The sequence below is a fragment of the Streptomyces beigongshangae genome, from assembly GCF_019710745.1.
Lineage (GTDB): Bacteria > Actinomycetota > Actinomycetes > Streptomycetales > Streptomycetaceae > Streptomyces > Streptomyces beigongshangae.
In genome coordinates this window covers 123,655-147,602 of the sequence record NZ_JAHKJW010000003.1, presented here as the reverse complement: position 1 = coordinate 147,602, position 23,948 = coordinate 123,655, and the positions used below count along the sequence as shown (strand labels likewise).

Genomic DNA, 23,948 nt, shown 5'->3' with positions numbered 1-23,948 from the left:
CCCCATGAGAGGTCTAGTCCACTTACGTGGTGTAGACCTTATGGCGGAAATTGCTAATCGAAAGACGTGGTCGCATCAGTGAATCCGTGGGGGGACACGGACGCGCGGGCGTGACGGCGGGCTCGACAGGGTTGAGGACGGCAGCAGTGCAGCGGCGAGTGACAGGCCTGATCGCGGTGGTCTCCGCGCTGGGGGTGACCGCGGCCCTCGGAGGCTGCGGCGGTTCCGGCGGGTCCGGGGGCGTCACCCTGAGACTCGTGGCGGCGGACTACGGCGACTCCCAGGCGAACAGTTCACAGAAGTACTGGGACAAGCTGACCCATGCGTACGAGAAGGAGCACCCCGACGTCGACGTCGAGGTGAGCGTCTACTCGTGGAACGAGGTGGACGCCAAGGTCAAGACCATGGTCGCCGACGGCGACCCGCCCGACATGGCCCAGATCGGCGCGTACGCCGACTACGCGGCCGCGGGACAGCTCTACCGGGCCGACGACGTGCTCTCCATAGACACCCAGGCCGACTTCGTACGGCAGCTGTCCGCGGCCGGGGAGATCAACCGGACGCAGTACGGCATGCCGTTCGCCTCCTCCACGCGGCTGCTCTTCTACAACAAGGACCTCTTCGAGGACGCCGGCCTCACCCCGCCCGAGAACTGGCGCCAGCTGGCGTCCGCCGCGGCGGCGCTCAAGGCCCGGGGCGTGAAGTACCCGTACGCGCTGCCCCTGGGGCCGGAGGAGGCCCAGGCCGAGACGATGATGTGGCTGCTCAGCGGCAACGGCGGGTACACCGACACGGTCGGCTCCTACACGCTGGACTCCGAGCAGAACACGGACACCTTCACCTGGCTCAAGGAGAAGCTGGTCGACAAGGGCCTCACGGGACCGGTCGCACCCGGGAAGCTCAACCGCGCGCAGGCGTTCGCGGCGTTCACGCGCGGCGAGGTCGGCATGCTGAACGGCCACCCCACGCTGATGAAGGCCGCCGCCGAGAAGGGCGTGAAGTTCGGCATGGTGCCGATGCCCGGCGTCAACGGGCGGTCCAGGGCCACGATGGGCGTCGCCGACTGGATGACGGCGTTCAAGGAGAACGGGCACGGCGAGCAGATCGGGGAGTTCCTCGACCACGTGTACAGCGAGAAGAACGTGCTCGACTTCTCGCACGAGTACGACCTGCTGCCGGTGACGACGTCCGCGTCCGAGGCGATGGCGGCGGACACGGACGACGCGGATCTCGTCGACTTCCTGGAGGAACTGCCGAACGCCGAGCTGTACCCCGTGGCGCAGACGTCGTGGGCGGCCGTCAGCGCGGACATCAAGCGGCAGATCGGTGCGGCGGTGGAGGCCGGGGGGAATCCGGCGGTGACGCTGGGGCATCTGCAGCGGGCTGCTGCGGCGGCGCAGAGCGCGGAGTAGCTCCGCGGGTCGGCTCCGCCGGTCGGCAGGGTTGGGCTCGGGATGGCTGGGGTGGGGCGTCGGGCGCGGGTGGGTGGAGGCCGGTCGCGCGGTTCCCCGCGCCCCTCAGGGGCGCGGGGTTAGGTTGGGGGCATGGGTGATGGAGGGATGTCCTCGCTGGAGCGGGCCGTGCTGGCGTTGGAAGGGCGGGGGTGGGAGGCGCCGGGGGCCAAGGAGCGGGCCGTCCGGGAGGAACTGGGGCTGACCCCGGTCCGGTACTACCAGCTGCTGAACGCCCTGCTGGACACGGAGCGCGCCCTGGCCCACGACCCGGTGACGGTCAACCGGCTGCGGCGGGTGCGTGACGTACGCAGGGCCGAGCGGGAGGAGTAAGCCCCCACCTCGGCGGATAGGGTCGAAGCATGGCCAGTCACCCCGACCCATCGCCGCTCCCGAGCCCCGTGACCACGGCGGGCCGGGACGGTCTCGATGCCATCCTCGCCCGGCCCCACAAGGCCGTCCTCGCCTTCGACTTCGACGGCACGCTCGCGCCGATCGTCCCGGACCCCGAACAGGCCCGCGCCCACCCGGACGCCGTACCCGCGCTCGCGGCACTGGCCCCGAAGGTGGCCTCCGTGGCCGTCGTCACCGGCCGGCCGGCCGGTGTCGCCGTGCGGTACGGCGGCTTCGCCGGAGTCCCGGGCCTGGACCACCTCGTCGTGCTCGGTCACTACGGGGCGGAGCGCTGGGACGCCGTCACCGGCACCGTCCGGGCCCCCGCCGCGCACCCCGGCGTCGCCGCCGCCCGTGCCGAACTGCCCGGCTTCCTCGACGGCATCGGCGCCTGGCAGGGCAGCTGGATCGAGGAGAAGGGCCGGGCCGTCGCGGTCCACACCCGCCGCGCCCAGGACCCCCAGGCCGCGTTCGAGGCACTGCGCGAGCCGCTCGCCCTGCTCGCCCAGCGGCACGGCCTGATCGTCGAACCGGGAAGGATGGTGCTGGAGTTGCGCCCGCCCGGCATGGACAAGGGCGTGGCCCTCGGCGAGTACGTACGTGACGTGGGCGCCGAGTCGGTCATGTACTGCGGCGACGACCTGGGCGACCTCCCGGCCTTCGCCGCCGTGGAGAAGCTCCGCGCCGAAGGGCTTCCGGGCCTCCTGGTGTGCAGCGGCAGCACGGAGGTCACCGAACTGGCAGACCGGGCCGACCTGGTGGTGGCCGGCCCGGAGGGAGTGGCCACGCTGCTCACCACCCTGGCCGACCGCCTGGCAGCCCTCTAGCCCCCGGAAAGGGGGCGGGCGCGCCCCGTCAGGGGCGCGGGGAACCGCGCGCCCAGCCCCCACCGGGCCGGCAGCCGCCATCCGGCAGAGGCCACCCCACCGACCCGCGGAGCGTCACGCGCGCAGCGCGTGGAGCTGGTCCAGGAACCACTGCGTCGGAGGCAGGGCGGTGGCCGCCGAGACCAGCCGCTTCGTCCGCTCGGCCCGCTCGCCCGCCGGCACCGTCAGCGCCTGGTGCAGCGCGTCCGCCGTGCCCACGACGTCGTACGGGTTCACCACGACCGCGTCCTCGCCCAGCTCCTCGTACGCCCCCGCCTCCCGCGACAGCACCAGCACGCAGCCGTCGTCCGCCACGACCGGCACCTCCTTCGCGACCAGGTTCATGCCGTCGCGGATGGGGTTCACCAGGGCCACGTCGGCCAGCCGGTACGCCGCGAGCGAGCGCGCGAAGTCGTCCTCCACGTGCAGCACCACCGGCGTCCAGCCCGCCGTCCCGTACCGGGCGTTGATCTCCTCGGCGACCCGCTGCACCTCGGCCGTGTAGTCGCGGTAGACCGTCAGGTCCTGGCGCGACGGGTAGGCGAACGCCACGTGCACCACGCGCTCGCGCCACTCGGGCCGGTCCTCCAGCAGCTGCCGGTAGGCCAGCAGGCCGCGCACGATGTTCTTGGACAGCTCGGTCCGGTCCACCCGCACGATCGTCCTGCGGGGGGTGCCGTCGGGGGCGGTGCCGATCTGCTCGCGCAGGGACGCCATCCGCTCGTCGACGTCGGGCCGGTGCGCGCGCTCGCGCAGGAAGTCCGCGTCCGCGCCGAGGCCGTGCACGCCGACGCGGGTGCCGGAGGCTGCGCCGGCTCCCAGGACGGTCTCGCAGCACGCGGTGAACGCGTCCGCCCAGCGCTGGGTGAGGAACGCGGCGCGGTCGGCGCCGAGGATCCCGTCGAGCACCTGCGCCGCGATGTCGTCCGGCAGCAGCCGGAAGTAGTCCACCGGGGCCCACGGGGTGTGCGAGAAGTGACCGATCCGCAGGTCGGGGCGGAGCTCGCGGAGCATCCGCGGCACCAGCGACAGGTGGTAGTCCTGGACGAGGACCGCGGCGCCGTCCGCCGCCTCCTCGGCCAGCGCCTCGGCGAAGGCCCGGTTGTACGTCTCGTAGGCCGCCCACCGGCGCCGGAACTCCTTGTCGAAGACCGGCTCCAGGGGGGTCTGGTAGAGCATGTGGTGGACGAACCACAGGGCGGAGTTCGCGATGCCGTTGTAGGCGGCGGAGTGGGTCTCGGCGTCGATGTCGAGCATCCGGACGCCCTCTTCGCCGATCCCGCGCCGTACCGCCTCGCGGTCGCCGTCGCCGAGGGCCGAGCAGACCCACAGGGCGCCGGCGTCCGGGCCGATGGCGGAGAGCCCCGACACGAGTCCGCCGCCACCGCGCTTGGCTGTGAGCTCTCCGGACTCGTCCTGGGTGTACGAGACGGGGCCGCGGTTGGACGCGACGAGGACGGGGTGGGTGGCGCGGTCGCTGCGGGTGGAAGCCATGACTCGAAATCTAGCCGCAGGTCCGACCGCTCAAACGTTCCGCTCCCCGCGGACGGAAGCGTACGGGGCGTCCGACGGACCCCGTGAGGGGCGCGGGGAACCGCGCGCCCGGCCCCCACCGCGCCGCGACCGGCAACGGCGCACACCGCCGAGCCCCACGCAGAAGAGCCGCCCGCGCAGCGGAACCGCCCGCGCGGTGGAGCCGCGTCACGCCGCGCGCCGCTCCTCGTATTCCGCGATCCCGGTCATCGGAGGCCGCTCCTCCACATCCACCGCGTACGTACGCGGCTCGAAGCCGCGTTCCCCCCGCTCGAACTGCGTCAGCGACGGCCGCACCAGATGCCCCCGCGCGAGCCGCAGCTGAGCCGTGCGGTAGATCGCCGCGGCCATCCGCCCGAGCGCCTGCCCGTCCTGGTGCCGGTGCCGGCGCACCCCGACGTCGACCTGCGCGAGGGCGTCCAGCCCGACCAGGTGCAGCGCGTCCACCAGCATGCCCAGTTCCACCCCGTACCCCACGGGGAACGGCAGCCGTTCGAGGAGGGAGCGCCGTGCCGCGTACTCCCCGCCCAGCGGTTGCACGAAGCCCGCCAGCCGCGGCCAGTGCATGTTGAGCAGCGGACGCGCCATCAGCTCCGTGACCCGGCCCCCCTGCCCCGCGGCGGCACCCAGCGGCCGGTCGTACATCGCCTTGACGAGGTGCACGCCCGGCTCGGTGAGCAGCGGCCCCACGGTCCCGGAGACGAAGTCCGCCGAGAAGTCCCTCAGGTCCGCGTCGACGAAGGCGACGATGTCCCCGCGGGTGACGAGCAGCGAGCGCCAGAGCACCTCCCCCTTCCCGGGCAGGGCCGGGACACGGGGGAGGATCTCGTCGCGGTGCACGACACGGGCCCCCGCCGCCGCGGCGACCTCCGAGGTCCGGTCCGTCGACCCCGAGTCGATCACCACGACCTCGTCGACCAGTGGAGTCCTCGCCGTCATCAGCTCACGGCGTATCACGGCGACTATCCCGCCGACCGTCTCCTCCTCGTCGAGGGCGGGCAGGACGACGCTCACCGTGGAACCGGTGGACCGCTTCGCGGCCACGAGCTTTTCGAGCGGGCGGTCCTCGGCGGACCAGGAGCGCGTGCTCAGCCAGCGCTCGACGTCTTCCAGCACGTGCGGCTCTCCCTCACGTTCATCGGGATGCTTGTTGCCCGTCGCGACGCCGACCGGTGTGACGGTCATCTCGCCGTTCGGACGGTGCTCTCCCCCGTCCGGGCCTTCGGTTACAGTCTTGAACAACGCTGATGACCATCGCATGCCGGGGTCGTCGCGTGCACCACCAGGATCGACAGCAGGATCGACAGCGACACCACAACCGAATACCGCTCATCCAGAGGGGCAGAGGGACACGGCCCGTTGAAGCCCCGGCAACCCTCCAGCCGGTCTCGCCCTGATCATCGTTGATCAGCGCGGCGAGGCTCCCGGCTCGGGAAGGTGCCAAATCCGTCTCACGGCGAAGTGCGTCGTGAGGAAGATGAGGAAAGGGCCTCGCCTCCATGGCTGCGCAGACAGTTGCAAGCACCACGAATTTCACCTCCGCCTCCGCCGCGGACCCCGCCACGGGTTCCGCCGCCGCGAACCCCGTCGACCTCGGCCCGGCCGCCGCGCTGTCCTGCCGCGAGTGCGGCCACCGCGTCCCGCTCGGTCCGGTCTTCGCCTGCGAGGAGTGTTTCGGCCCGCTGGAGATCGCCTACGACTTCTCCGGCCACGACACGGAGGAGCTGCGCAGGCGGATCGAGGCGGGCCCCGCGAACATCTGGCGCTACGCCCCGCTGCTGCCCGTCCCCGCGGACGTGGCCGACAAGCCCAACATCAACCCCGGTTGGACCAAGCTCGTCAAGGCCGACAACCTGGCCCGCGAGCTGGGCGTCGACGCCGGCAAGCTCTTCGTCAAGGACGACTCCGGCAACCCGACGCACTCCTTCAAGGACCGCGTCGTCGCCCAGGCGCTGGAGGCCGCGCGGGCGTTCGGCTTCACCACGCTCTCCTGCTCCTCCACCGGCAACCTGGCGGGCGCGGTGGGCGCCGCCGCCGCGCGGGCCGGCTTCCGTTCCTGCGTGTTCATCCCGCACGACCTGGAGCAGGGCAAGGTCGTGATGGCCGCGGTCTACGGCGGCGAGCTCGTCGGGATCGAGGGCAACTACGACGACGTGAACCGCTTCTGCTCCGAGCTGATCGGCGACCCGGCGGGCGAGGGCTGGGGCTTCGTCAACGTCAACCTGCGGCCGTACTACGCGGAGGGGTCCAAGACCCTGGCGTACGAGATCTGCGAGCAGCTCGGCTGGCGGCTGCCGGACCAGCTGGTCGTGCCGATCGCCTCCGGCTCGCAGCTCACGAAGATCGACAAGGGCCTGAAGGAGCTGATCCGGCTCGGGCTCGTCGAGGACAGGCCGTACAAGATCTTCGGCGCCCAGGCCGAGGGCTGCTCGCCGGTGTCCGTCGCCTACAAGGCCGGGCACGACGTGGTACGGCCGCAGAAGCCGGACACGATCGCCAAGTCGCTCGCCATCGGCAACCCGGCCGACGGGCCGTACGTGCTCGACATCGCCCGGCGGACGGGCGGAGCCGTGGAGGACGTGAACGACGAGCAGATCGTCGACGCGATCAAGCTGCTGGCGCGCACGGAGGGGATCTTCGCGGAGACCGCCGGCGGGGTGACCGTGGGCGTCACCAGGAAGCTGATCGAGAACGGGGTGCTCGACCCGAGCCTGACGACGGTCGTCCTCAACACGGGCGACGGTCTGAAGACCCTTGACGCGGTGGCCTCCGACACGGGGCTCACCGCGACCATCCGCCCGAACCTGGAGTCGTTCCACGAGGCCGGGCTCGGCTCCTAGCCGTCGTCCGTTCCCGCACCGTCCCCTCCCGCGCCGTACGCCGCCCACACCCGACGGAGGTCCTGTCCCATGAGCGTCAACGTCCGCATCCCCACCATCCTGCGCACCTACACCGGCGGTCGGGCCGAAGTGGCCGCCGAGGGGGCGACCCTCGGTGAGGTCATCGCCGACCTGGAGAAGAACCACACGGGGATCGCGGCCCGTGTCCTGGACGACCAGGGGAAGCTGCGGCGGTTCGTCAACGTGTACGTGAACGACGACGACGTCCGGTTCGAGCAGGGGCTGGAAACCGCCACGCCCGACGGCGCCGGTGTCTCGATCATCCCGGCTGTCGCCGGAGGCTGAGCGTCCCGCCCGGCGGCGTCCCGCCCGCCCGGCGGCGGCGACCCCGGGCCGGCCCCGGGCGGAGCCGAAACCGGTTGGGTGGCCGGAAATTACTTCTGGTAATGCCCGACACGCAGAGTTCATCGAATTGCCCCCTCCGGGAGAGAAGCGGAGGGGGCAATTCCTATGGTTGAGCGAGGTACAGTTGGGGAACCTGCTTCACTCCGCCCGCTCCGCGCATAGGGGACGGCGCCCGGAGTTCGACAAGAAGCAGCCAAAGTGCCCGGCGCTTTCAAGCCGTTTATGGCATTTGTGGGGCCCGACTTGCCCTGGATCCACGTGAATCCTTCACAAATTTCCGATCAACCGTGCCTGGAATTCTCGTCGGACTGACCTGTTGCAGAGGGCAGTTGGGCAGATACATTCAGCCGCGGTCGACGCGTTCCGGCGCACACCCCCAACCGTTGGGGGGTGAGGTCTGACCCGGATCCGCGAAGTGCGGATCTGTGCAAGGGCCAGTAATAGGGGAGTTAGGCATGGCTCAGGGCACCGTCAAGTGGTTCAACGCGGAGAAGGGGTACGGCTTCATCGCGGTCGACGGTGGTGCGGATGTTTTCGTCCACTACAGCGCGATTCAGATGGACGGCTACCGCACCCTGGAAGAGGGTCAGCGGGTCGATTTCGAGATCTCGCAGGGCCAGAAGGGGCCGCAGGCGGACATGGTCCGTCTGGCGACCGGCTGAAGCACGCGTCGACTTACTGCAGCGACGTTCTTCTCCGAAGGGCTCGCACCCGACCGGGTGCGGGCCCTTCGGCACGCCCGGACACGGCCGGGCACGCCCGGACACGGCCGGCTGGGTCGGCCGCGCACGTGAGCGGCGGCGCTCGCGTGCGGCGGCAGCGGTGCGTGCCGGGCGGTGGCGGTGCAGGTGAGGGGCCTCGGGCGGAGCGGGTGCGAGTCCTTCCGCGGCGGTCCTTGATCACCTGGGCGCTCTTCCGTCACCCGCTCCCACCTGCGGATCATCGAGAGGCGCTTGCACTCTCATGGGTCGAGTGCTAATCATTGCGTTAGCACTCTGAAGGTGAGAGTGACAACGAGGACCGGGTCGGTGAGGCCCGCAGGCCAAGTGGGGCAAGGAACCACGAGGTCGGCAGGCCGTCCGTCGCGGGCGCGGGCGCGGTCCTGGAGATTCCACCCCAGTCCGGGAGGACCACTTCACATGGCCAAGATCATCGCGTTCGACGAGGAGGCACGGCGCGGTCTCGAGCGCGGGATGAACCAGCTCGCCGACGCCGTCAAGGTCACCCTTGGTCCCAAGGGTCGCAACGTCGTCCTCGAGAAGAAGTGGGGCGCCCCCACGATCACCAACGATGGTGTTTCCATCGCCAAGGAGATCGAGCTCGAGGACCCGTACGAGAAGATCGGCGCAGAGCTGGTCAAGGAAGTCGCCAAGAAGACGGACGACGTCGCCGGTGACGGAACGACCACGGCGACCGTCCTCGCCCAGGCGCTGGTCCGCGAGGGCCTGCGCAACGTAGCCGCCGGCGCCAACCCGATGGCCCTCAAGCGCGGTATCGAGAAGGCCGTCGAGGCCGTCTCCGGTGCCCTCCTTGAGCAGGCGAAGGATGTCGAGACCAAGGAGCAGATCGCTTCGACGGCCTCCATCTCCGCCGCCGACACCCAGATCGGCGAGCTCATCGCCGAGGCGATGGACAAGGTCGGCAAGGAAGGCGTCATCACCGTCGAGGAGTCCCAGACCTTCGGTCTGGAGCTGGAACTCACCGAGGGTATGCGCTTCGACAAGGGCTACATCTCGGCGTACTTCGCCACCGACATGGAGCGTATGGAGGCCGTCCTCGACGACCCGTACATCCTGATCGCCAACTCGAAGATCGCCAACGTCAAGGACCTGCTCCCGCTCCTGGAGAAGGTCATGCAGAGCGGCAAGCCGCTGCTGATCATCGCCGAGGACGTCGAGGGCGAGGCGCTGTCGACGCTGGTCGTCAACAAGATCCGTGGCACCTTCAAGTCCGTCGCCGTCAAGGCCCCGGGCTTCGGTGACCGCCGCAAGGCCATGCTCGGCGACATCGCCATCCTCACGGGCGGCGAGGTCATCTCCGAGGAGGTCGGCCTGAAGCTGGAGAACGCGGGTCTGGACCTGCTGGGCCGCGCCCGCAAGGTCGTCATCACCAAGGACGAGACCACGATCGTGGACGGCTCCGGTTCGGCCGACCAGGTCCAGGGCCGGGTCAACCAGATCCGTGCCGAGATCGAGAACTCCGACTCGGACTACGACCGCGAGAAGCTCCAGGAGCGTCTGGCGAAGCTGGCCGGCGGCGTGGCCGTCATCAAGGCCGGTGCCGCCACCGAGGTCGAGCTCAAGGAGCGCAAGCACCGCATCGAGGACGCCGTCCGCAACGCGAAGGCGGCCGTCGAGGAGGGCATCGTCGCCGGTGGTGGCGTGGCTCTGCTCCAGGCTTCCTCGGTGTTCGAGAAGCTGGAGCTCACGGGTGACGAGGCGACCGGCGCCAACGCCGTGAAGCTCGCCCTGGAGGCCCCCCTCAAGCAGATCGCCGTCAACGGTGGCCTGGAGGGTGGCGTCATCGTCGAGAAGGTGCGCAACCTTCCCGTCGGCCACGGCCTGAACGCCGCGACCGGTGAGTACGTCGACATGATCGCCGAAGGCATCATCGACCCGGCGAAGGTCACGCGCTCTGCCCTGCAGAACGCCGCCTCCATCGCCGCGCTGTTCCTCACCACCGAGGCCGTCATCGCCGACAAGCCGGAGAAGGCCGCGGCCGGCGCCGGCGCCGGTGGCGGTATGCCGGGCGGTGACATGGACTTCTGAGCCCCGGCTCGGCAGTCCTCCGCACTACGCGGACGCAGTACGTGAACGAGGGCGGTACCCCACTCCAGGGGTGCCGCCCTCGGGCGTGTCCGGGGTCACAAGGGTGTTCGGCGGACCGGCGGAATGAGTCGTCCACCGGGGCGGTTGGTGCCAGGTGGGGTCCATGCGCATGCACATACCTACGAGGATGCGCAGATGTGCGGGGCCCCGCCGACCGACCGCTCCACTCATCTCACTCCACCCCACTCCACCCCACGAGGAGCCCTTACGTGACCGTCGACACCTCTGCCTCCGCTTCTTCTTCCGCCTCCGCGTCCCGGGCGGCCGAGATCCTCTCCCGGCCCGTCTCCCTCAACGGCCTGACCGTTCCGAACCGGATCGCGATGGCGCCGATGACCCGGGCGTTCTCGCCGGGCGGCGTGCCGGGGGAGGACGTGGTGTCGTACTACGCGCGCCGGGCCGCCGCCGGGGTCGGCCTGATCGTCACCGAGGGCACGTACGTGGGCCACGAGTCGGCCGGGCAGAGCGACCGGATCCCGCGGTTCCACGGGGAGGAGCAGCTCGCCGGGTGGGCGAAGGTCGCCGAGGCCGTGCACGCGGCGGGCGGGACGATCGTGCCGCAGCTCTGGCACGTCGGCATGGTCCGGTCGGCCGGCGAGCCGCCGTTCGCCGACGCGCCCGCGATCGGCCCGTCCGGACTGCGCGTCGACGGCACCGCGGGCCAGGGCAAGGAGATGACGCAGACCGACCTGGACGACGTCATCCGCGCGTTCGCCGGGGCCGCGGCCGACGCCGAGCGCATCGGCTTCGACGGGGTCGAGCTGCACGGCGCGCACGGGTACCTGCTGGACCAGTTCCTGTGGGCGGGCACGAACCGCCGTACGGACGCGTACGGCGGTGACCTCGTCGCCCGTACGAAGTTCGCGGCGGAGGTCGTCGCCGCGGTCCGGGCGGCCGTCTCGCCGGACTTCCCCGTCATCTTCCGCTACTCGCAGTGGAAGATGGAGGCGTACAAGGCGCGCCTGGCGCAGACCCCGGCGGAGCTGGAGGCCCTGCTGGAGCCGCTCGCCGCGGCCGGTGTGGACGTCTTCCACGCGTCGACGCGCCGCTACTGGCTGCCGGAGTTCGACGGCTCCGACCTGAACCTGGCGGGCTGGACGAAGAAGGTCACCGGGAAGCCCGTCATCACGGTCGGCTCGGTCGGCCTCGACGGCGACTTCGGCAAGAGTTTCCTGGGCGAGGGCGCCCCGGTCAAGGGCATCGACGACCTGCTGGACCGACTGGAGAACGAGGAGTTCGACATGATCGCGGTCGGCCGCGCGCTGCTCCAGGACCCGCAGTGGGCCCAGAAGGTCCTGGCGGGCCGCTTCGGCGAGCTGGCCCCCTTCAACGCGGAGGCGCTGGGCTCACTGAGCTGACCGCGACCGCGGCACCTCACGCCCGGCAGCGCTGTACTTCGCCGTACTCCGAGGGTGGCGTCCCCGCGCGGGGACGCCACCCTCGTGGCCCGCACCGAGGCGTCCAGCGACCGGGCGATCCGGGCGGGGGCCGGCGGAAATCCACCGCCCTGCCCGGTGCAGGGGTCGCGGAACACGGATCCGGTGACTGAGTACTGAGTACTCAGTGTTCCGCGACCGCCGGTTCGAGCAGGGACAGGGTCCGGTTGTCCGCGTCCACCTCCGCACGGACGCCGATGGGCAGCGGCAGGTTCGGCGAGGTGTGGCCGAAGTCGACCTGGGCGAGGACGGGGATGTCCCGCTCTCCCAGGACGTCGAGCACGACGTCGCGCAGACCGACCCGGTCCGCGCCGCCCTCGTAGGGAGTGACCTCGGTCGGGATGCCGATCACCATGCCCGCGATCCGGTTCAGCACGCCGGACAGCCGCAGCGCCTGGAGGTCGTACCAGATCCGTGTGACCGGCCGCTGGAGTTCCTCCCAGAACAGGACGGCGCCGTCGAACCGCTCGGCGGGCAGTGCGAAGGGCGTCGACTGCAACAGGATCAGGCGGTTCAGCAGGCCGCCGACCAGGGGGCCCTGCGCCCGGCCCGGCCGCCAGGTCTCCCAGGTCCCCCCGGCGGGCAGCGCGCCCGGCGCCTCGGCCTTGGTGAGCACACGGGTGTAGAGGTCGACGAGTTCGGACCGGCGGGCCCGGTCGCCCAGCGTGTACCAGTCGCTGCCGAAGCCGTGGGTGGCGATGTCGGCGTGGAAGCCGACGAGGCCGGTCCTGGCGTGCAGTGCCAGGTGCAGCAGCGAGATGTCGCTGTAACCGATGATCGGCTTCGGGTCGGCCCGGATCGCGTCCAGATCGATCAGATCGAGGTAGCCGATGGTCGACTGCCCGCCGGTGTGCGCGACGACGGCCCGCACCTCCGGGTCCCGGAGCAGCGCGTTGAGCTCGGCGGCCTGCTCCGCCGGAGTGCCCGCCGCCCACCAGCGGCCCTTCGCCGCGTCGACCGTCGGGCTGACCCGCACGCGGAAACCCATCCGCTCCAGTATCGCCACACCGCGGGCGAGCAGCGGCTCCTCACCCGGTTCGAGCCGGCCCGAGGGCGCGGCGACGACCACGAGATCGCCGGGACGCAGCGCACGGGGACGACGGATCGTGGGCATGGGGCCTCCTTGCTGATCGACAACGGCGGACAACCACGCGGGTACCGCCGGTATTCCGCGGTCGATCGGGCGGGTGGCCCATCGGTCACCCGTGGGCTGCCCATGGGTCACCCGTGGGCCGCCTCCTTGCGGTGGGCCGTCGCGGCGCGGACGGCGCCGCCGCCTCCGCCGCCTCCGTGCAGTGGTCCGGGTACCGGGAGCGATTCACCGCTCTGCGGTTGCGCTCAAAAAAACCGGTCGTCTTGAGTATTTCGTCAAGTTTTGTAGCCATGTCGGGCTGGACACGGCGCGTACCCGCCTCCAGTTGGCCGATGGATGAGCCACCGGCGAACGGGGCGTTCCCCGGTTCGTCCTGGCTGAAACCGGCCTGCTCACGGGCATGACGGAGCTCCGCGCCCGGCGGGGTGCGGGGTGAGGGGGACGGGTCGGGTCCTTTGGTCCTGGCATGGCAACTCCCTGTCATACAAACGGCGTTGTCGGGACGCCGCCTATGGCCAGGTTAGAGGGGTAGTGGCCACTCTGTGTAGAGACGGCGGACACTCAGAGTGGAGGAAGTGGCGCGATGGAGATGACGTCGAGTGAACGGGCGCGACCGACGCGGGAGGCGGTGGAGTACCTGCGGGCGGCTTTGCGGGACGCGGGAGTCGCCCTGCCGTCGCTGGGCGTCGACCCGGTGACGGCGGCGACCGGCGAGCCCTTCGCGCTGGTGGAGCTGGGTCGCTGCAACGTACGCACGGCGGTCCGGCTGGCCGACGCGCTGCGCGGGGCGGGTGGGGCGTCGTGAACGGGGAGTCCGGGAGGTGCCGGGAGTACGTGATCGACGTACGGGACGGGCGGGTCGGGCAGGTGATGGGGCGCGAGGGGGGCTACGTGCAACTGCGGCCCGTGGAGGGTGGGCTGGAGTGGGACTGTCCGCCCGAGGCGGTGGGCGAGGCGACGGTCGCGGAGGTGCTGCTGGCGCGGGTGCGGCGGATCAACCAGGAGGGGAGGTTGCCGTAGCGGATGCTGCAGCGGGTGGCCGACGCGCCACCGCGCGCGAAGCGCGGAGCAGTGGTCGCGGAGCAGTGGTCATGGGACTCACCGCGGCGACTGCGGCGACTGCGGCGACTGCGGGGACGGCGGGGACGGCGGGGACGGCGGCGGGACTCGCTTCCGGAGCACGAGCCGCGCAGCCTCCTCGCCGAGGTGTCGGGGCACCGTCAGAGGTTGCCCATCGGCTCGGTGTCGGTCTTCACCGGGGTGCCCCAGATGCGCAGCACCTCGTAGTCGGTGAACTCGTGGACCAGGCGGTAGGCCATGCCCGGGCGCGGGCCCCTGCGCTGTGCGGCGAGGTACAGCTCGGCCTCCTGCTTGTCGCGGCGGGGCGTGCCGCAGAGCTGCCATGCCTGGCCGGTCCACACCTCCGGGAGCCAGCGCTGCTGGGGCTGGGGACGGTCGCCCCGGATGCCGTAACGGGACGTGGTGCGTTCCGTGCTGTCGCCCGGGGCGGCCGGGCGGCCCTGCGGGAACGAGTCGTTGACCTTCGAGCGGCGGGCCACGCGGCGGCGGGTCTCGCAGAGCAGGCACAGGTCGGGGGCGTCCGTGTCGACCGGGCCGGTGGGGTGTTCCGCGCAGCGGGTGGTGGGGGCCGCGGTGGTGACGGTCTCCTCCAGGAGGTCGAGGGCGCGCTTCAGGTCGGCCTTGACCTCGTGCAGTCCGGTGTCCGGCATGTCGGTGGAGAGGGCGTCGCCGTGCTCCCCCAGTACGCGGAGGGCTCTGCCCAGAGCGGTCAGTTGCGCGTGGTTCACGGTGTGGCGTCCCTTCCCTTTGGCGGTCCCAGCGTCGCATGTCCGCGGAGGGGGGCGTCGGGTGGCGGGTGGGTAGGCGGGCGGGTGCGGGTGGGTGAGGGCTGGTCGCGCCGTCCCCCGCGCACCTGGGCGGCAGGGGGCCTACGGGGGTGCCAGGATGGCGCGGGCCAGGTCTGCCACCGGTAGGTTCTGGGCCTTTGCCATGGTGTGGAGCCAGGTGAGGGCCTCGCCGATGCCGATGCCCTGGGTCGCGGCGACGACACCGGCGGCGGTGTGGATGTCGTCCTGGTCGGTGATGCTCCTGACCCTCTCGATGATGTCGCCGTCCATGTCGGCGAGCAGTACCACCGTGGCGATGTCCGCGAACTCCTGCGCGTCGGCGGGCGGCCCCGTGGGGGTGGCGGGGACGTGCAGTGCGCGGTAGAGGGTGAGCGTGCCGAGCACGGCGGTGGCGGTGCGCAGGGGGTACGAGAAGGCGGCGCCGGCACCGACGGCGACCGCGGCGTCGGCGAACAGCGGCCACCTGGCACCGGACCGGCCCAGGTCGGGGGCCAGCACGCGGACGCCGGTGTCGAACGCGGTCAGGGAGGGGCCGTGACCGGTGACGTACTGCAACTCCTCGACGCGCCGGGCCCAGAGGGAACTGGCGGCGAGTTGCAGCTGCTCCGGTCCGCCGCCGTGCAGCGTGATCACGGCGGCATCGGTCTCCGGCAGTTCCCGCACCGCGGCCGCGCATATCGCGGCGGTGCAGCCGTCGGGCCGCCCTCCGCGGGCGGCATGGAGGATCGCGTGCCACAGTCCGTCGCGCCGGATCATGCCCGCGGGGGGCGCGGCGCCGTACGGTGCCGGGCGGCCCGGGGCGGCCCGCCCCGCGGCCACGGCCCGTGCGGCGCGCTCGTAGCGGGCGACGGCCAGCATCGTGTGGTGCAGCAACGCCTTCGGCTGCGGTGCCGTCTGCTCCGCACCGCCGTTGCCCGGACGGCGAAGGGCCTCGTAGACCGCCGTCACGTCCTCGACGTGGTGCAGGGCACCGACGACGTGGCCGTCCGCGTCGGTCAGCGGGGAGTTGACCGGACTCCACGCCTTGCGGCGGAAGCCGCCGAGGACGGCGGGGTCGGGGATGTCGTAGCGCTGGATGCCCATGTCGTCGGGGACTGCGTGACGCAGCACCCGTTCCAGGGAGGCGGTGAGGTTGTGCACGCCGGTCGCGGTGCCGTCCCCGGGGTCGTCCGGGAACGCGTCGAACATGAACGCGCCCATCAGTTCGTCACGCGAGCGTCCGGTGGCGCGCAGATAGGCCGCGTTGATCCCCTGAATACGGAAACCCGCGTCGAGCACCAGGTACGGGGCAGAGGTCACTTCGAACAACTGGCTGCCCGAGGCGGCCCGCAGTACTTCATCCACCGCCACTCACCTGCCGCCCTCCAGGGCTATTCCGTGCCGCCCGTGCCACCTTTGCCGTTCCTGTCGGCCGCGTCGGCCGCGTCGGCCGCGTCGGGCCGGGGCCGGGCGGTGACGGGGGTCAGGCCGGTGTCGATGACTTCCCGGGCGACGTCGTTGAGCAGGATGCGGTTGTTCCTGGCGTGGCGGCGCAGGGAGTCGAATGCCTGGTTGAGGGTGATGTCGGCGCGGGCGGCGAGGATACCTTTCGCCTGTTCGATGATGATGCGGCTCTGCAGAGCGTTGTGCAGCTGCTCGTTGACGGTGTGCTGCTGGCGGATCGTGCGGGAGTGGATCAGGCCGATGGTGGCGGCGTCGGCCAGGGCCTGGCCGAGGGCCAGGTCCTCGGCCGCCAGCGGCTGGTCCGTGGAGTGCAGCAGCAGGAGACTGCCGAGTTTCTCCTGGCGCAGACGCATCGGCAGGGCGCTGGCGCGGGTGTAGCCGGCCTGTTCCAGGTGCGGTGTGAACTGCGGCCAGCGCGTGGCCGCCTCACGGAGACTGTGCGCGGCGACCGGCTTCGCGGTGTGGTGGGCGTCGAGGGCCGGGCCCTGGCTGCCGGCGGCGTCCAGCACGAGCTGCAGCTGGGGTGAGGGGTCGCAGGGCGCGGGGCTGTGCAGGCGGGAACCGGAGTGGTTCAGGAAGACCGCGGCGTCGGTGACGTCGAGGAGTTCCTGGCAGCGCAGCGTCATCTGGTGGAGGAAGTCGATGACGTCGAAGTCCTCCACCAGGGTGTCGGCCAGCTCCAGGAACGTACGGACGATGTGCTGTTGCCTGCTCATGGGTGTGCTCCTTGGCTCCCGGGCAGAGCGTGGCCGGCGCGACCGGCCGGGCTATCGACTGTCATCCGGAAGTTCCCGGTGGATGATGGCGTGGGCGGTGTCCGCCAGGGACATGCCGGAGGTGTATGCCTGGGCGCGCAGCCGGTCCAGGGCCTCGGTGAGCGGAACGCCGAGCCTCTCGCTCAGCACTCCGGTGGCCTGGTGCACTTCCGCCCGGTGCAGATCCACCGCTCCCGCGTGACCGGGGCCGGCACCGTAGCCGTTGGGGACCAGCCAGTGGTTCAGTACGTGTTCGGCCAGGGCGTCGGCCACCAGCCAGCCCTGTGCGGACTGCAGCGGGGCCAGCGGGCCGGTCGTGCGCCGGTAGCCGGTCATCGTCCCTATCCGGACGGCGCCGACGTGCACGGGCCACACGAACAGGGCGGCGATTCCCAGCTCCTGCGCCTCGGCGGCGAACTGCGGCCACTGCTCGGTCAGCAGCCGCTCCAGGTCGGGCACCTGACGTACCCCTGTCTCGTCCTGGTCCTGGAGGAGCAGACCGGGTCCCTGCCCGAGAACGAACTGCAGGTCCTCCAGGCGCTCACTGGTCGTATCGCTGAACCACACCAGCTCGCGGCCCAGGGAGACGGCGATGCCGCCCAGGTCGAGGGCCTGGGCACAGGCGGACGCCCACACCCGGCGCTCTTCGTCGTTCACCGCCATGTGCAGGCTGTCCAGGAGCTCCGGGACCGAGGAACCCATCCGTACACGCTTTCGTCGGTTCCGCCCGTGCGGGCCGGCGGACGCCGACCGCACTCTCCGAGCGTAGCGGCAGGACCGCGCCGTGTCACAGGTCGCGGAGGACTGCCCCGCCGGAACCGGCCGGGGGGCGTTCGCGGGCCTTCCGCCCGCAGCGGTGCACCGACGGGCGGCGCGCTGCCGGGTCGGTGCCGGAGGGTCAGTGCTGGAGGGCCTGCTCCACGGTGGGATGGCACGGGATGATCGCGTCGAGGCCGACCATCTTCATCACGCGCATGACGGGCACCTGCGCGCCGGCCACCCGTACCCAGCCCTCGGCGGCCGTGGCGGCCTTGTAGGCGATGATCAGCACGTTGATGCCGCTGGAGTCCATGAAGCCGACGTCGGACAGGTCGACCACGGTCCTGGACGGTGTCGTGTCGGAGGGCGGCGTCAGCACTTCCTCGACGCGCTCGCGCGCGTCATGGTCCAGGTCACCGCGGAGGGTGACGACGCGCACGCCGTCGACGGTGCTGCTGCTGGCCGACAGAGGATTGCCGGGTCGTGCTGGAGGTGGCTGGCTCACCGTGTCCTAACTACGTCCGCTGATGCGGCCCGCGCTCGTGCCGGGGCCGCGTACTTGTCTCCACGGTACCCGGGGACTTCCCCGAACGGCCGGTCGCTGCGGCAGGAGTCGTGTGGGGCGGACCGTGCCGGGTACCTCGGACGGGGTACGCGATCGCGAACATCCGCAAAGGCCAAGAGCCGACAGCCGACAACAGACGGCGGACAGCAGACGGCGGACAACAGACAACAGACGGTGGACGGTGGGTAAAGACAGTGCAGCCGGTCGACGGTGAGGGCGAAGGCAAGGGTGAGGACGAGGGCGGGGAGGAGGCCGGGCCGGAGGCTCCCCGTGGTGTGTCAACCGCCTCGTCGGCCACCATGACACTTTCCGGTGACGGCTCCGGCATCGCGGACGCACGCTGTTTCGCGGCCGATTTCCTCGTCCGTGCCCGGACCGCGCAGGACGTGGCCGTCTCCGACCGTGCCGTGGACCTCACCCGGCTGGTGGTCAGCGAGCTGGTCACCAACGCCCTCAAACACGCCCCCGGCCCCGCCGTACTGGAACTGCGCCTCACGGGCGACGCGGTGGAGGTGACCGTGCGGGACACCGTCCGGGTCCTGCCCGCCGTCGGCGCCGTCGACCCCGAGCGGGTCGGAGGGCACGGCTTGGAGATCGTCCGGGCCCTGGCCGAGGAGTTCCACGTCGGTCTTGAGCCGTCCGGCAAACGCGTCACCGCCCGCATACCCCTGTCCGACCCGTCCGACCTCTCCGGCTCGTCCGGCTCCGATGTCTCGAACAGCCGTCCCGGCAGTACGCGGCCCCGGCCCACGGCTCCCTCGTAACAGCTGTACCGCATTACGCTTGAAACGGCGGTAAACGTCAATAAGACATCGTCGATACGACACCTGATGCTGAGGATGCGCAGGAGGAACGCGTAGTGGACCGGGTGGAGAAGCTGCAGGGTGAGAACGAACAGCTTCGGGAAGCGATGTACGCGCACGCCGTGGTGGACCAGGCGATAGGTGTCGTGATCGTCCTGGGACGGCTGACGCCCGTGCAGGGCTGGGAAGTCCTCCGGGAGGTGTCCCAGCGGACGAACACCAAGCTGCGGAACATCGCGGAACTCGTCGTGGAGTGGGCCCGGACCGGCGAGCTGAGCGAGGACGTCCGCACGGTGCTGGAACAGCAGATCGAGTGCGCCCGGTCTTCGCAGGCACAGGCAGAGACACAGGCGCAGGCGCAGGCATAGGCATAGGCACAGAAGCGGGGGCGAGGGCCGCCCGGAAACAGGCTATCGCCAGCGGCATATTCGGTCCTACGCTTCCGGTGGTCCGTGAACCGGCGCCCGCCTCTTCGGCACCGCACGAGGAACACCGCCGTGGCCCGGAGCGTGAACGGCGTCCGTCTCCGCCTCCCGTACGGTGCAAGGCTTTGAGGAATCCAGCCATGTCCAAGTATTTCGCCGACGACCTCATGTTCATCACGCCGCTGAGCCACGAGCCGGGCATCAAGCTCTTCGGCGAGGTCACGGGGGCCCACGAGATCCCGCTGAGCCTGGCCTTGCTGTCCTGCCGCCGGCAGCACGAGAACGTGACCGTCGACCTCACCGGTGTCCACTACCTCTCCCGGAGTGCGCTGGAGACCCTGGTCGCCGCGGCCCGCAGCCTGCCACCACCCGGGTGCCTCACCCTCAGGGCACGCCCGGAACTCGACCTCCCCGGACGGTTCGCCTCCCACGGCTGGCACGAGACGCGCAGTCTCCAGCTGAGCGAGGCGTGAACGTGTGCCCCTGCGGCCGCGGGAGGCCGCAGGGGCGCCCACCGCACCGCCGCGGGGCGGCGCCGGTCAGCGGGTCGCCGCTGACAGGGCCTCGCGCAGATGGCCGTTCGACTTCTCCAGGAGGTGGGCGGCGGTGGGGGCGTCCACCCCTCCGAGGAGGACGAGGACGGCGTTCTTCACCTCTCCGTCCGTCGCGGACAGCGCCTTCTCGATCTCCTCGTCGGACGCCCCCGTGGCGAGCGCGACGATGCGGTGGGAGCGGGCCCGGAGTTTCTCGTTCGAGGCGCGTACGTCGACCATCAGGTTCCCGTACGTCTTGCCCAGGCGGATCATCGTGATCGTCGAGAACATGTTGAGGACGAGCTTCTGCGCCGTGCCCGCCTTGAGACGGGTGGAACCCGTGAGCAGCTCGGGGCCCACCACGACCTCGATGCCGTGGTCCGCCGCGGCCGCCAGCGGGCTGTCCGCGTTGCAGGAGAGGCCCACGGTGAGGGCGCCGAGCGCGCGGGCGTGTTCGACGGCCCCGACCGCGTACGGCGTACGGCCCGACGCGGAGACGCCCACGACCACGTCCTGTGCCGTGAGGTCCAGGGCGGACAGGTCCTCGACGGCCAGTTCCGCGGAGTCCTCCGCCCCCTCGACGGAGGTCGTCACGGCGGCCGGGCCGCCCGCGATCAGCCCGACGACCTCGGCCGGATCCGTGTTGAACGTGGGCGGGCACTCGGACGCGTCGAGCACGCCGAGCCGCCCCGCCGTGCCCGCCCCGGCGTAGACGAGCCGGCCGCCCCGCCCCATCCGCTCCGCGACGGCGTCGATCGCGGCCGCGACCGCCGGCAGTTGCGCGGCGACCGCGGCCGGCACGGTGGCGTCCTCGGCGTTCATGAGCTCCGCGATGGCCAGTGTGGGCAGCCGGTCGATCTCGGAGTGCTCGGGACGGAACGCCTCGGTGGTCAGGCCCGCCAGCTCGGCCCGCACGTCATGGCGGCCGGAGGGCGGGAGGCCGTCGGTGGTGTCGGCGGCACCAGCGGCGTCGGTGGCATCGGCGTGTGAGGTCATGTGCGACTGCTCTTTCTGCTCTTCCTGCTGTTTCCAGGGGCGCGGGGAACCGCGCGAACGGCCCCACCCGCCCGCGGCCGGACACGCGGCTAGCGCGCAGCGGTCCGGTGGCGGTGGGCCAGCGCCTCGTACGACGCCGACAGGGCCGGTGCCGCCGTCTCGTACGTCTGTTGGGCGACCCCTATGAACAGGCAGTCCACCACGAGCAGTTGGCTCGTCCGCGAGGACATCGCCGCCGGCCGCAGCTCGCTCTCCCGCGCCGTGGAGGTGGTGAGGACGTGGTCCGCGTACTGGGTGACGGGGCCGTCCGGGTGTCCCGTGACCGCGATCGTCGTCGCCCCGTGCTCGAACGCCACCCGCAGCGGCTCGATCACGTCCCCCGTCGACCCGGAGTGCGTGATCGCGACCGCCGCGTCCCCGGCCCGCAGCTGCACGGCGTTGGTCACGGCGAGGTGGGGGTCGTTGTGCGCGTGGGCCAGGAGCCCGATGCGGAGCAGTTTCTGGGTCAGGTCCTGGGCGACCAGCCCGGAGGCGCCGACGCCGTACACGTCGATACGGCGGGCCGCCGCGAGCACGCCCACCGCCGCGCCCAGCTGGACCGTGTCCAGGGCGGCGGCCGTGTCGGCGAGCGTCTGCTGTTCGTCGTACGCGAGTTTGGCGACCACGTCCGCGATCGGGTCGTCGACCGCTATGTCGGCGGTCACGGCGGGCGCGCGGCCCGACTGCTGCTGGGCGGCGAGACCGGCGAGGGCGAGGCGCAGGTCCCGGTAGCCGGGGTAGCCGAGGAGACGGGCCGTGCGGACGACGGTCGCCTCGCTGGTGCCGGTCAGCTCCGCGAGGCCGGTGACCGTGAGGGCCGCGCAGCCGGCGGGGTCGCCCGCCACGGCCTCGGCGACGCGCTGCATGGAGCGGGTCATCGAGGGGGCCAGGGTGCGGACCTTCGCGGCCAGGGCCGCGGGGGCCGGCGGGGTGCCGCCCGCGAAAATTTCCTTCACTTCGTGGGTCACGTATGAAAGATATTTTCGGGGCGGGGGAGGGTCAAGAGCGAGGACCGGCCCCGATCGCGGTGCGGAGGGGCGGCGCACAATGGAGGTATGGAATCCTCCGGTCCCCCCTCCTCCTCTCCTTCCCCTCCTCCCTCCCCTTCCTCCGTCGGTCCGCTGGAGCAGGCCCTGCACGCCGCCCGGGCGCTGGTCATCGCCGATCTCGTGGCGGGGGAGGTCGCCGAGGCCGATGTCGTCTCGATGGTCGAGGAGTCCGTCGCGCAGCGGCGGTGGTGGGTGGAGCAGTGGCCCGAGGGCGCCGAGTACGTCGCCGGGCTGGTCGCCCAGGACGTGCAGGACGCGCTGCTGGAGAAGTACGGGCGCTGGCCGCTGTGTCCCGTCTGCGCCGACGGTGATCCCCACGCCCTGGAGGTCGAGCCCGAGCTGGGGCCCGACCCGCACTGGGTGTGCCACAAGGCCGGCGTGACGGTCGCCCCGGTGGGCGTGCTCGGACCCGCCATGGGGGCCGCGTGACCGTCTACATCGACCCGCCCGACTGGCCGGGTCACGGCCGCATGTGGTCCCACCTGGTCAGCGACGTGTCGTACGAGGAGCTGCACGCCTTCGCCCGCGGCCTCGGCGTTCCCGCCCGCGCCTTCGAGCGGGACCACTACGACATCCCCTCGCACCGGTACGAGGACGCCGTGCGGGCCGGCGCCGTGCGGGTGCGCAGCCGCGAGGTCGTACGCCTCCTGCACGCGTCCGGGCTGCGCAGGCCCAAGGGGCGGGCGGCGAGCGGGACTCCGTAGCCCTTGCGCTCGCGGGCCCTTGCGCTCGCGGGCCCTTGCGTCGGCCGGCCCCTCCGCTCGCCGGAGCGGTGGTCAGCCGCGCAGTTCGTACGCGTACTGCTCCCCGTCGCCGTCCAGCGTGCCCACCCGCGTGAAGCCCGCGCGGGAGACCACGCCCTGGGAGGCGGAGTTGGCGCGGTCCACCGTCGCGAACAGGTACGTCAGGTCCTCGCGGGCCAGGGCCAGGGCCGCCAGGGCGCGCAGGGCCTCGGTGGCGTAGCCGTTGCCGCGGGCCGACGCCGTCAGGTCGTAGCCGACCTCGGCGCGGCCCTCCTCGTCCGGGGGGCCGTGGAAGCCGATGGCGCCGAGCGCGCGGCCGTCCTCCTGCCGGACGAGGACGAACATGCCCCACTCGGGCCGGTGCACCCCGGCCTCGTACCCCTTGACGACCATGCCCGCGGCGTCCCGGGTGCCCTGGAAGGGGCCGTCCTCGATCCACACGAAGCCTCCCGTGCCGCCCGCGCACAGGTCGGCGGCGGCGGCCGGGGTGACGCCCTGGAGGGTGAGGCGCTCGGCGGGCACGACGAGGTTGCTGCTCCAGTGCCAGTCGGTGAGGGGCGCCCGGCCGGGCAGTTCGCCGCGGCCCGTGGCCCACAGGAGGGTCCGCCAGTGGTCGGGTCCCGGCTCCGGCCGGACGTGCGGGAAGATCCGGGTCAGGACGTCGGCGCAGAGCGCGGCGGACGGCTCGTACGCGATCCCGAGGCCCTGCGCCACGTCGTGCGTGTGCACGAGCACCTCGGTGACGGCCATCGCGGCGAAGCCCTCGCGGTCGGCGCTGCGGAAGGGGTACGGGTGGAAGGCCCGCACCTCCCGCGGGGTCGTGCGCACCGTGGCGGCGAACAGGGCGCCGGCCGTCCCGACGACCTGGAGGACGTCCTGCGGGGTCTCGCACTCGTCGAAACCGATGTCGAAGGGCACGTAGCGGTCGGCGGCGCGGCCCGCCAGCTGGCCCGCGTACGTGATGAGGTCCGACGCGATGTGCTCCGCCGTCCTGCGGCAGCTCCACTCCAGGCGGCCCGCCCTGACGCCCCAGTCCCGGTCGGCCGCGGCCCGCAGGACCGCCAGCGCGGTCGTGACCGCCTCTTCCACCTGGTCCCCGCCCATGGCACGCATGCCGGTGAGGGT

The 23,948-nt window shown here is 71.7% G+C and carries 26 protein-coding genes and 1 riboswitch; of the genes, 15 read left to right on the top strand and 11 right to left on the bottom strand.

The genetic code is table 11. The features are described from left to right. The first annotated feature begins 146 nt into the window (after window positions 1-146). From KM933_RS03330 to otsB, 3 genes are all read left to right on the top strand, one after another. The gene (locus tag KM933_RS03330) at window positions 147-1,412 is read left to right on the top strand and encodes an ABC transporter substrate-binding protein (protein WP_221348240.1); all 1,266 of its coding nucleotides are present in this window, start codon (window positions 147-149) and stop codon (window positions 1,410-1,412) included. A gap of 132 nt (window positions 1,413-1,544) precedes the next feature. Then, window positions 1,545-1,784: a DUF3263 domain-containing protein gene (locus tag KM933_RS03325; RefSeq protein ID WP_221348239.1), complete on the top strand. Its 240-nt coding sequence runs from the start codon at window positions 1,545-1,547 to the stop codon at window positions 1,782-1,784. Between the two features lie 29 nt (window positions 1,785-1,813). Beyond that, window positions 1,814-2,671 (top strand): trehalose-phosphatase, encoded by an 858-nt coding sequence (gene otsB / locus KM933_RS03320; RefSeq protein WP_221348238.1) that lies wholly within the window; start codon window positions 1,814-1,816, stop codon window positions 2,669-2,671. A 114-nt stretch (window positions 2,672-2,785) separates the two neighbouring features. Here otsB and KM933_RS03315 read toward each other — a convergent pair whose 3' ends face one another. Together KM933_RS03315 and KM933_RS03310 are read right to left on the bottom strand one after the other, a co-directional pair. Beyond that, window positions 2,786-4,204, bottom strand: coding sequence for an alpha,alpha-trehalose-phosphate synthase (UDP-forming) (locus KM933_RS03315; protein WP_221348237.1), 1,419 nt, complete (start codon window positions 4,202-4,204; stop codon window positions 2,786-2,788). 207 nt (window positions 4,205-4,411) lie between these two features. Then, on the bottom strand, window positions 4,412-5,359 hold the full coding sequence (locus KM933_RS03310) for a glucosyl-3-phosphoglycerate synthase (protein WP_221348375.1): 948 nt from the start codon (window positions 5,357-5,359) through the stop codon (window positions 4,412-4,414). 210 nt (window positions 5,360-5,569) lie between these two features. Then, window positions 5,570-5,727: riboswitch (SAM riboswitch) on the top strand. Window positions 5,728-5,742: 15 nt separating this feature from the next. Here KM933_RS03310 and thrC point away from each other — a divergent pair. The 5 genes from thrC (at window position 5,743) to KM933_RS03285 (ending at window position 11,674) form a co-directional block, all read left to right on the top strand. Beyond that, window positions 5,743-7,083, top strand: a complete 1,341-nt coding sequence (gene thrC / locus KM933_RS03305; RefSeq protein ID WP_221348236.1) for a threonine synthase — start codon at window positions 5,743-5,745, stop codon at window positions 7,081-7,083. A 69-nt stretch (window positions 7,084-7,152) separates the two neighbouring features. Further along, a complete protein-coding gene (locus KM933_RS03300) occupies window positions 7,153-7,428 on the top strand; it encodes a ubiquitin-like small modifier protein 1 (protein WP_173895112.1) in 276 nt (91 codons plus the stop codon). Between the two features lie 515 nt (window positions 7,429-7,943). After that, entirely contained in the window at window positions 7,944-8,150 is a 207-nt protein-coding gene (locus KM933_RS03295) for a cold-shock protein (protein WP_007493268.1), read from the top strand. A gap of 477 nt (window positions 8,151-8,627) precedes the next feature. Beyond that, window positions 8,628-10,256, top strand: a complete 1,629-nt coding sequence (gene groL, locus KM933_RS03290) for a chaperonin GroEL (RefSeq protein WP_221348235.1) — start codon at window positions 8,628-8,630, stop codon at window positions 10,254-10,256. A gap of 269 nt (window positions 10,257-10,525) precedes the next feature. After that, window positions 10,526-11,674, top strand: a complete 1,149-nt coding sequence (locus tag KM933_RS03285) for an NADH:flavin oxidoreductase (RefSeq protein ID WP_221348234.1) — start codon at window positions 10,526-10,528, stop codon at window positions 11,672-11,674. Between the two features lie 202 nt (window positions 11,675-11,876). On the opposite strand, the gene KM933_RS03280 is transcribed toward KM933_RS03285, so the two are convergent. Next, window positions 11,877-12,866 (bottom strand): S66 peptidase family protein, encoded by a 990-nt coding sequence (locus tag KM933_RS03280; RefSeq protein WP_221348233.1) that lies wholly within the window; start codon window positions 12,864-12,866, stop codon window positions 11,877-11,879. A 562-nt stretch (window positions 12,867-13,428) separates the two neighbouring features. Between KM933_RS03280 and KM933_RS03275 the strand changes: the two genes are divergently transcribed. Both KM933_RS03275 and KM933_RS03270 read left to right on the top strand, forming a co-directional pair. Next, the gene (locus tag KM933_RS03275; RefSeq protein ID WP_221348232.1) at window positions 13,429-13,650 is read left to right on the top strand and encodes a hypothetical protein; all 222 of its coding nucleotides are present in this window, start codon (window positions 13,429-13,431) and stop codon (window positions 13,648-13,650) included. Then, entirely contained in the window at window positions 13,647-13,865 is a 219-nt protein-coding gene (locus KM933_RS03270; RefSeq protein WP_221348382.1) for a hypothetical protein, read from the top strand. The genes KM933_RS03275 and KM933_RS03270 overlap by 4 nt, the downstream gene beginning before the upstream one ends. Before the next feature lie 200 nt (window positions 13,866-14,065). Here KM933_RS03270 and KM933_RS03265 read toward each other — a convergent pair whose 3' ends face one another. The 5 genes from KM933_RS03265 to KM933_RS03245 all read right to left on the bottom strand — a co-directional run bounded on the left by KM933_RS03265 (window position 14,066) and on the right by KM933_RS03245 (window position 18,175). Next, window positions 14,066-14,653, bottom strand: a complete 588-nt coding sequence (locus KM933_RS03265) for a hypothetical protein (protein WP_221348231.1) — start codon at window positions 14,651-14,653, stop codon at window positions 14,066-14,068. Between the two features lie 141 nt (window positions 14,654-14,794). Beyond that, on the bottom strand, window positions 14,795-16,057 hold the full coding sequence (locus tag KM933_RS03260) for a PAS domain-containing protein (RefSeq protein WP_221348230.1): 1,263 nt from the start codon (window positions 16,055-16,057) through the stop codon (window positions 14,795-14,797). A gap of 26 nt (window positions 16,058-16,083) precedes the next feature. Then, window positions 16,084-16,872, bottom strand: a complete 789-nt coding sequence (locus KM933_RS03255) for a GAF and ANTAR domain-containing protein (RefSeq protein ID WP_221348229.1) — start codon at window positions 16,870-16,872, stop codon at window positions 16,084-16,086. A 51-nt stretch (window positions 16,873-16,923) separates the two neighbouring features. Further along, window positions 16,924-17,613, bottom strand: coding sequence for an ANTAR domain-containing protein (locus KM933_RS03250; protein WP_221348228.1), 690 nt, complete (start codon window positions 17,611-17,613; stop codon window positions 16,924-16,926). A gap of 196 nt (window positions 17,614-17,809) precedes the next feature. Then, window positions 17,810-18,175, bottom strand: coding sequence for an STAS domain-containing protein (locus KM933_RS03245; RefSeq protein ID WP_308013241.1), 366 nt, complete (start codon window positions 18,173-18,175; stop codon window positions 17,810-17,812). Window positions 18,176-18,534: 359 nt separating this feature from the next. Here KM933_RS03245 and KM933_RS03240 point away from each other — a divergent pair, with 359 nt between their 5' ends. The 3 genes from KM933_RS03240 to KM933_RS03230 all read left to right on the top strand — a co-directional run bounded on the left by KM933_RS03240 (window position 18,535) and on the right by KM933_RS03230 (window position 19,936). After that, window positions 18,535-18,999 (top strand): ATP-binding protein, encoded by a 465-nt coding sequence (locus tag KM933_RS03240; protein WP_221348227.1) that lies wholly within the window; start codon window positions 18,535-18,537, stop codon window positions 18,997-18,999. 95 nt (window positions 19,000-19,094) lie between these two features. Beyond that, window positions 19,095-19,406 carry an ANTAR domain-containing protein gene (locus tag KM933_RS03235; RefSeq protein ID WP_221348226.1) on the top strand — a complete coding sequence of 104 codons (312 nt, stop codon included), beginning with the start codon at window positions 19,095-19,097 and terminating at the stop codon, window positions 19,404-19,406. A gap of 197 nt (window positions 19,407-19,603) precedes the next feature. Then, on the top strand, window positions 19,604-19,936 hold the full coding sequence (locus KM933_RS03230) for an STAS domain-containing protein (RefSeq protein ID WP_221348225.1): 333 nt from the start codon (window positions 19,604-19,606) through the stop codon (window positions 19,934-19,936). A 66-nt stretch (window positions 19,937-20,002) separates the two neighbouring features. Here the strand turns inward: KM933_RS03230 and murQ are convergent, their stop codons facing one another. Together murQ and KM933_RS03220 are read right to left on the bottom strand one after the other, a co-directional pair. After that, entirely contained in the window at window positions 20,003-20,992 is a 990-nt protein-coding gene (gene murQ, locus KM933_RS03225; protein WP_221348224.1) for an N-acetylmuramic acid 6-phosphate etherase, read from the bottom strand. Window positions 20,993-21,081: 89 nt separating this feature from the next. After that, window positions 21,082-21,999 (bottom strand): MurR/RpiR family transcriptional regulator, encoded by a 918-nt coding sequence (locus KM933_RS03220; protein ID WP_221348223.1) that lies wholly within the window; start codon window positions 21,997-21,999, stop codon window positions 21,082-21,084. A gap of 87 nt (window positions 22,000-22,086) precedes the next feature. Between KM933_RS03220 and KM933_RS03215 the strand changes: the two genes are divergently transcribed. Both KM933_RS03215 and KM933_RS03210 read left to right on the top strand, forming a co-directional pair. Next, window positions 22,087-22,509: a hypothetical protein gene (locus KM933_RS03215; RefSeq protein WP_260332978.1), complete on the top strand. Its 423-nt coding sequence runs from the start codon at window positions 22,087-22,089 to the stop codon at window positions 22,507-22,509. Next, window positions 22,506-22,784, top strand: coding sequence for a DUF4031 domain-containing protein (locus KM933_RS03210; RefSeq protein ID WP_221348222.1), 279 nt, complete (start codon window positions 22,506-22,508; stop codon window positions 22,782-22,784). The genes KM933_RS03215 and KM933_RS03210 overlap by 4 nt, the downstream gene beginning before the upstream one ends. A gap of 72 nt (window positions 22,785-22,856) precedes the next feature. Here KM933_RS03210 and KM933_RS03205 read toward each other — a convergent pair whose 3' ends face one another. Next, window positions 22,857-23,936: a GNAT family N-acetyltransferase gene (locus KM933_RS03205; protein ID WP_221348221.1), complete on the bottom strand. Its 1,080-nt coding sequence runs from the start codon at window positions 23,934-23,936 to the stop codon at window positions 22,857-22,859. Window positions 23,937-23,948: the final 12 nt, after the last annotated feature.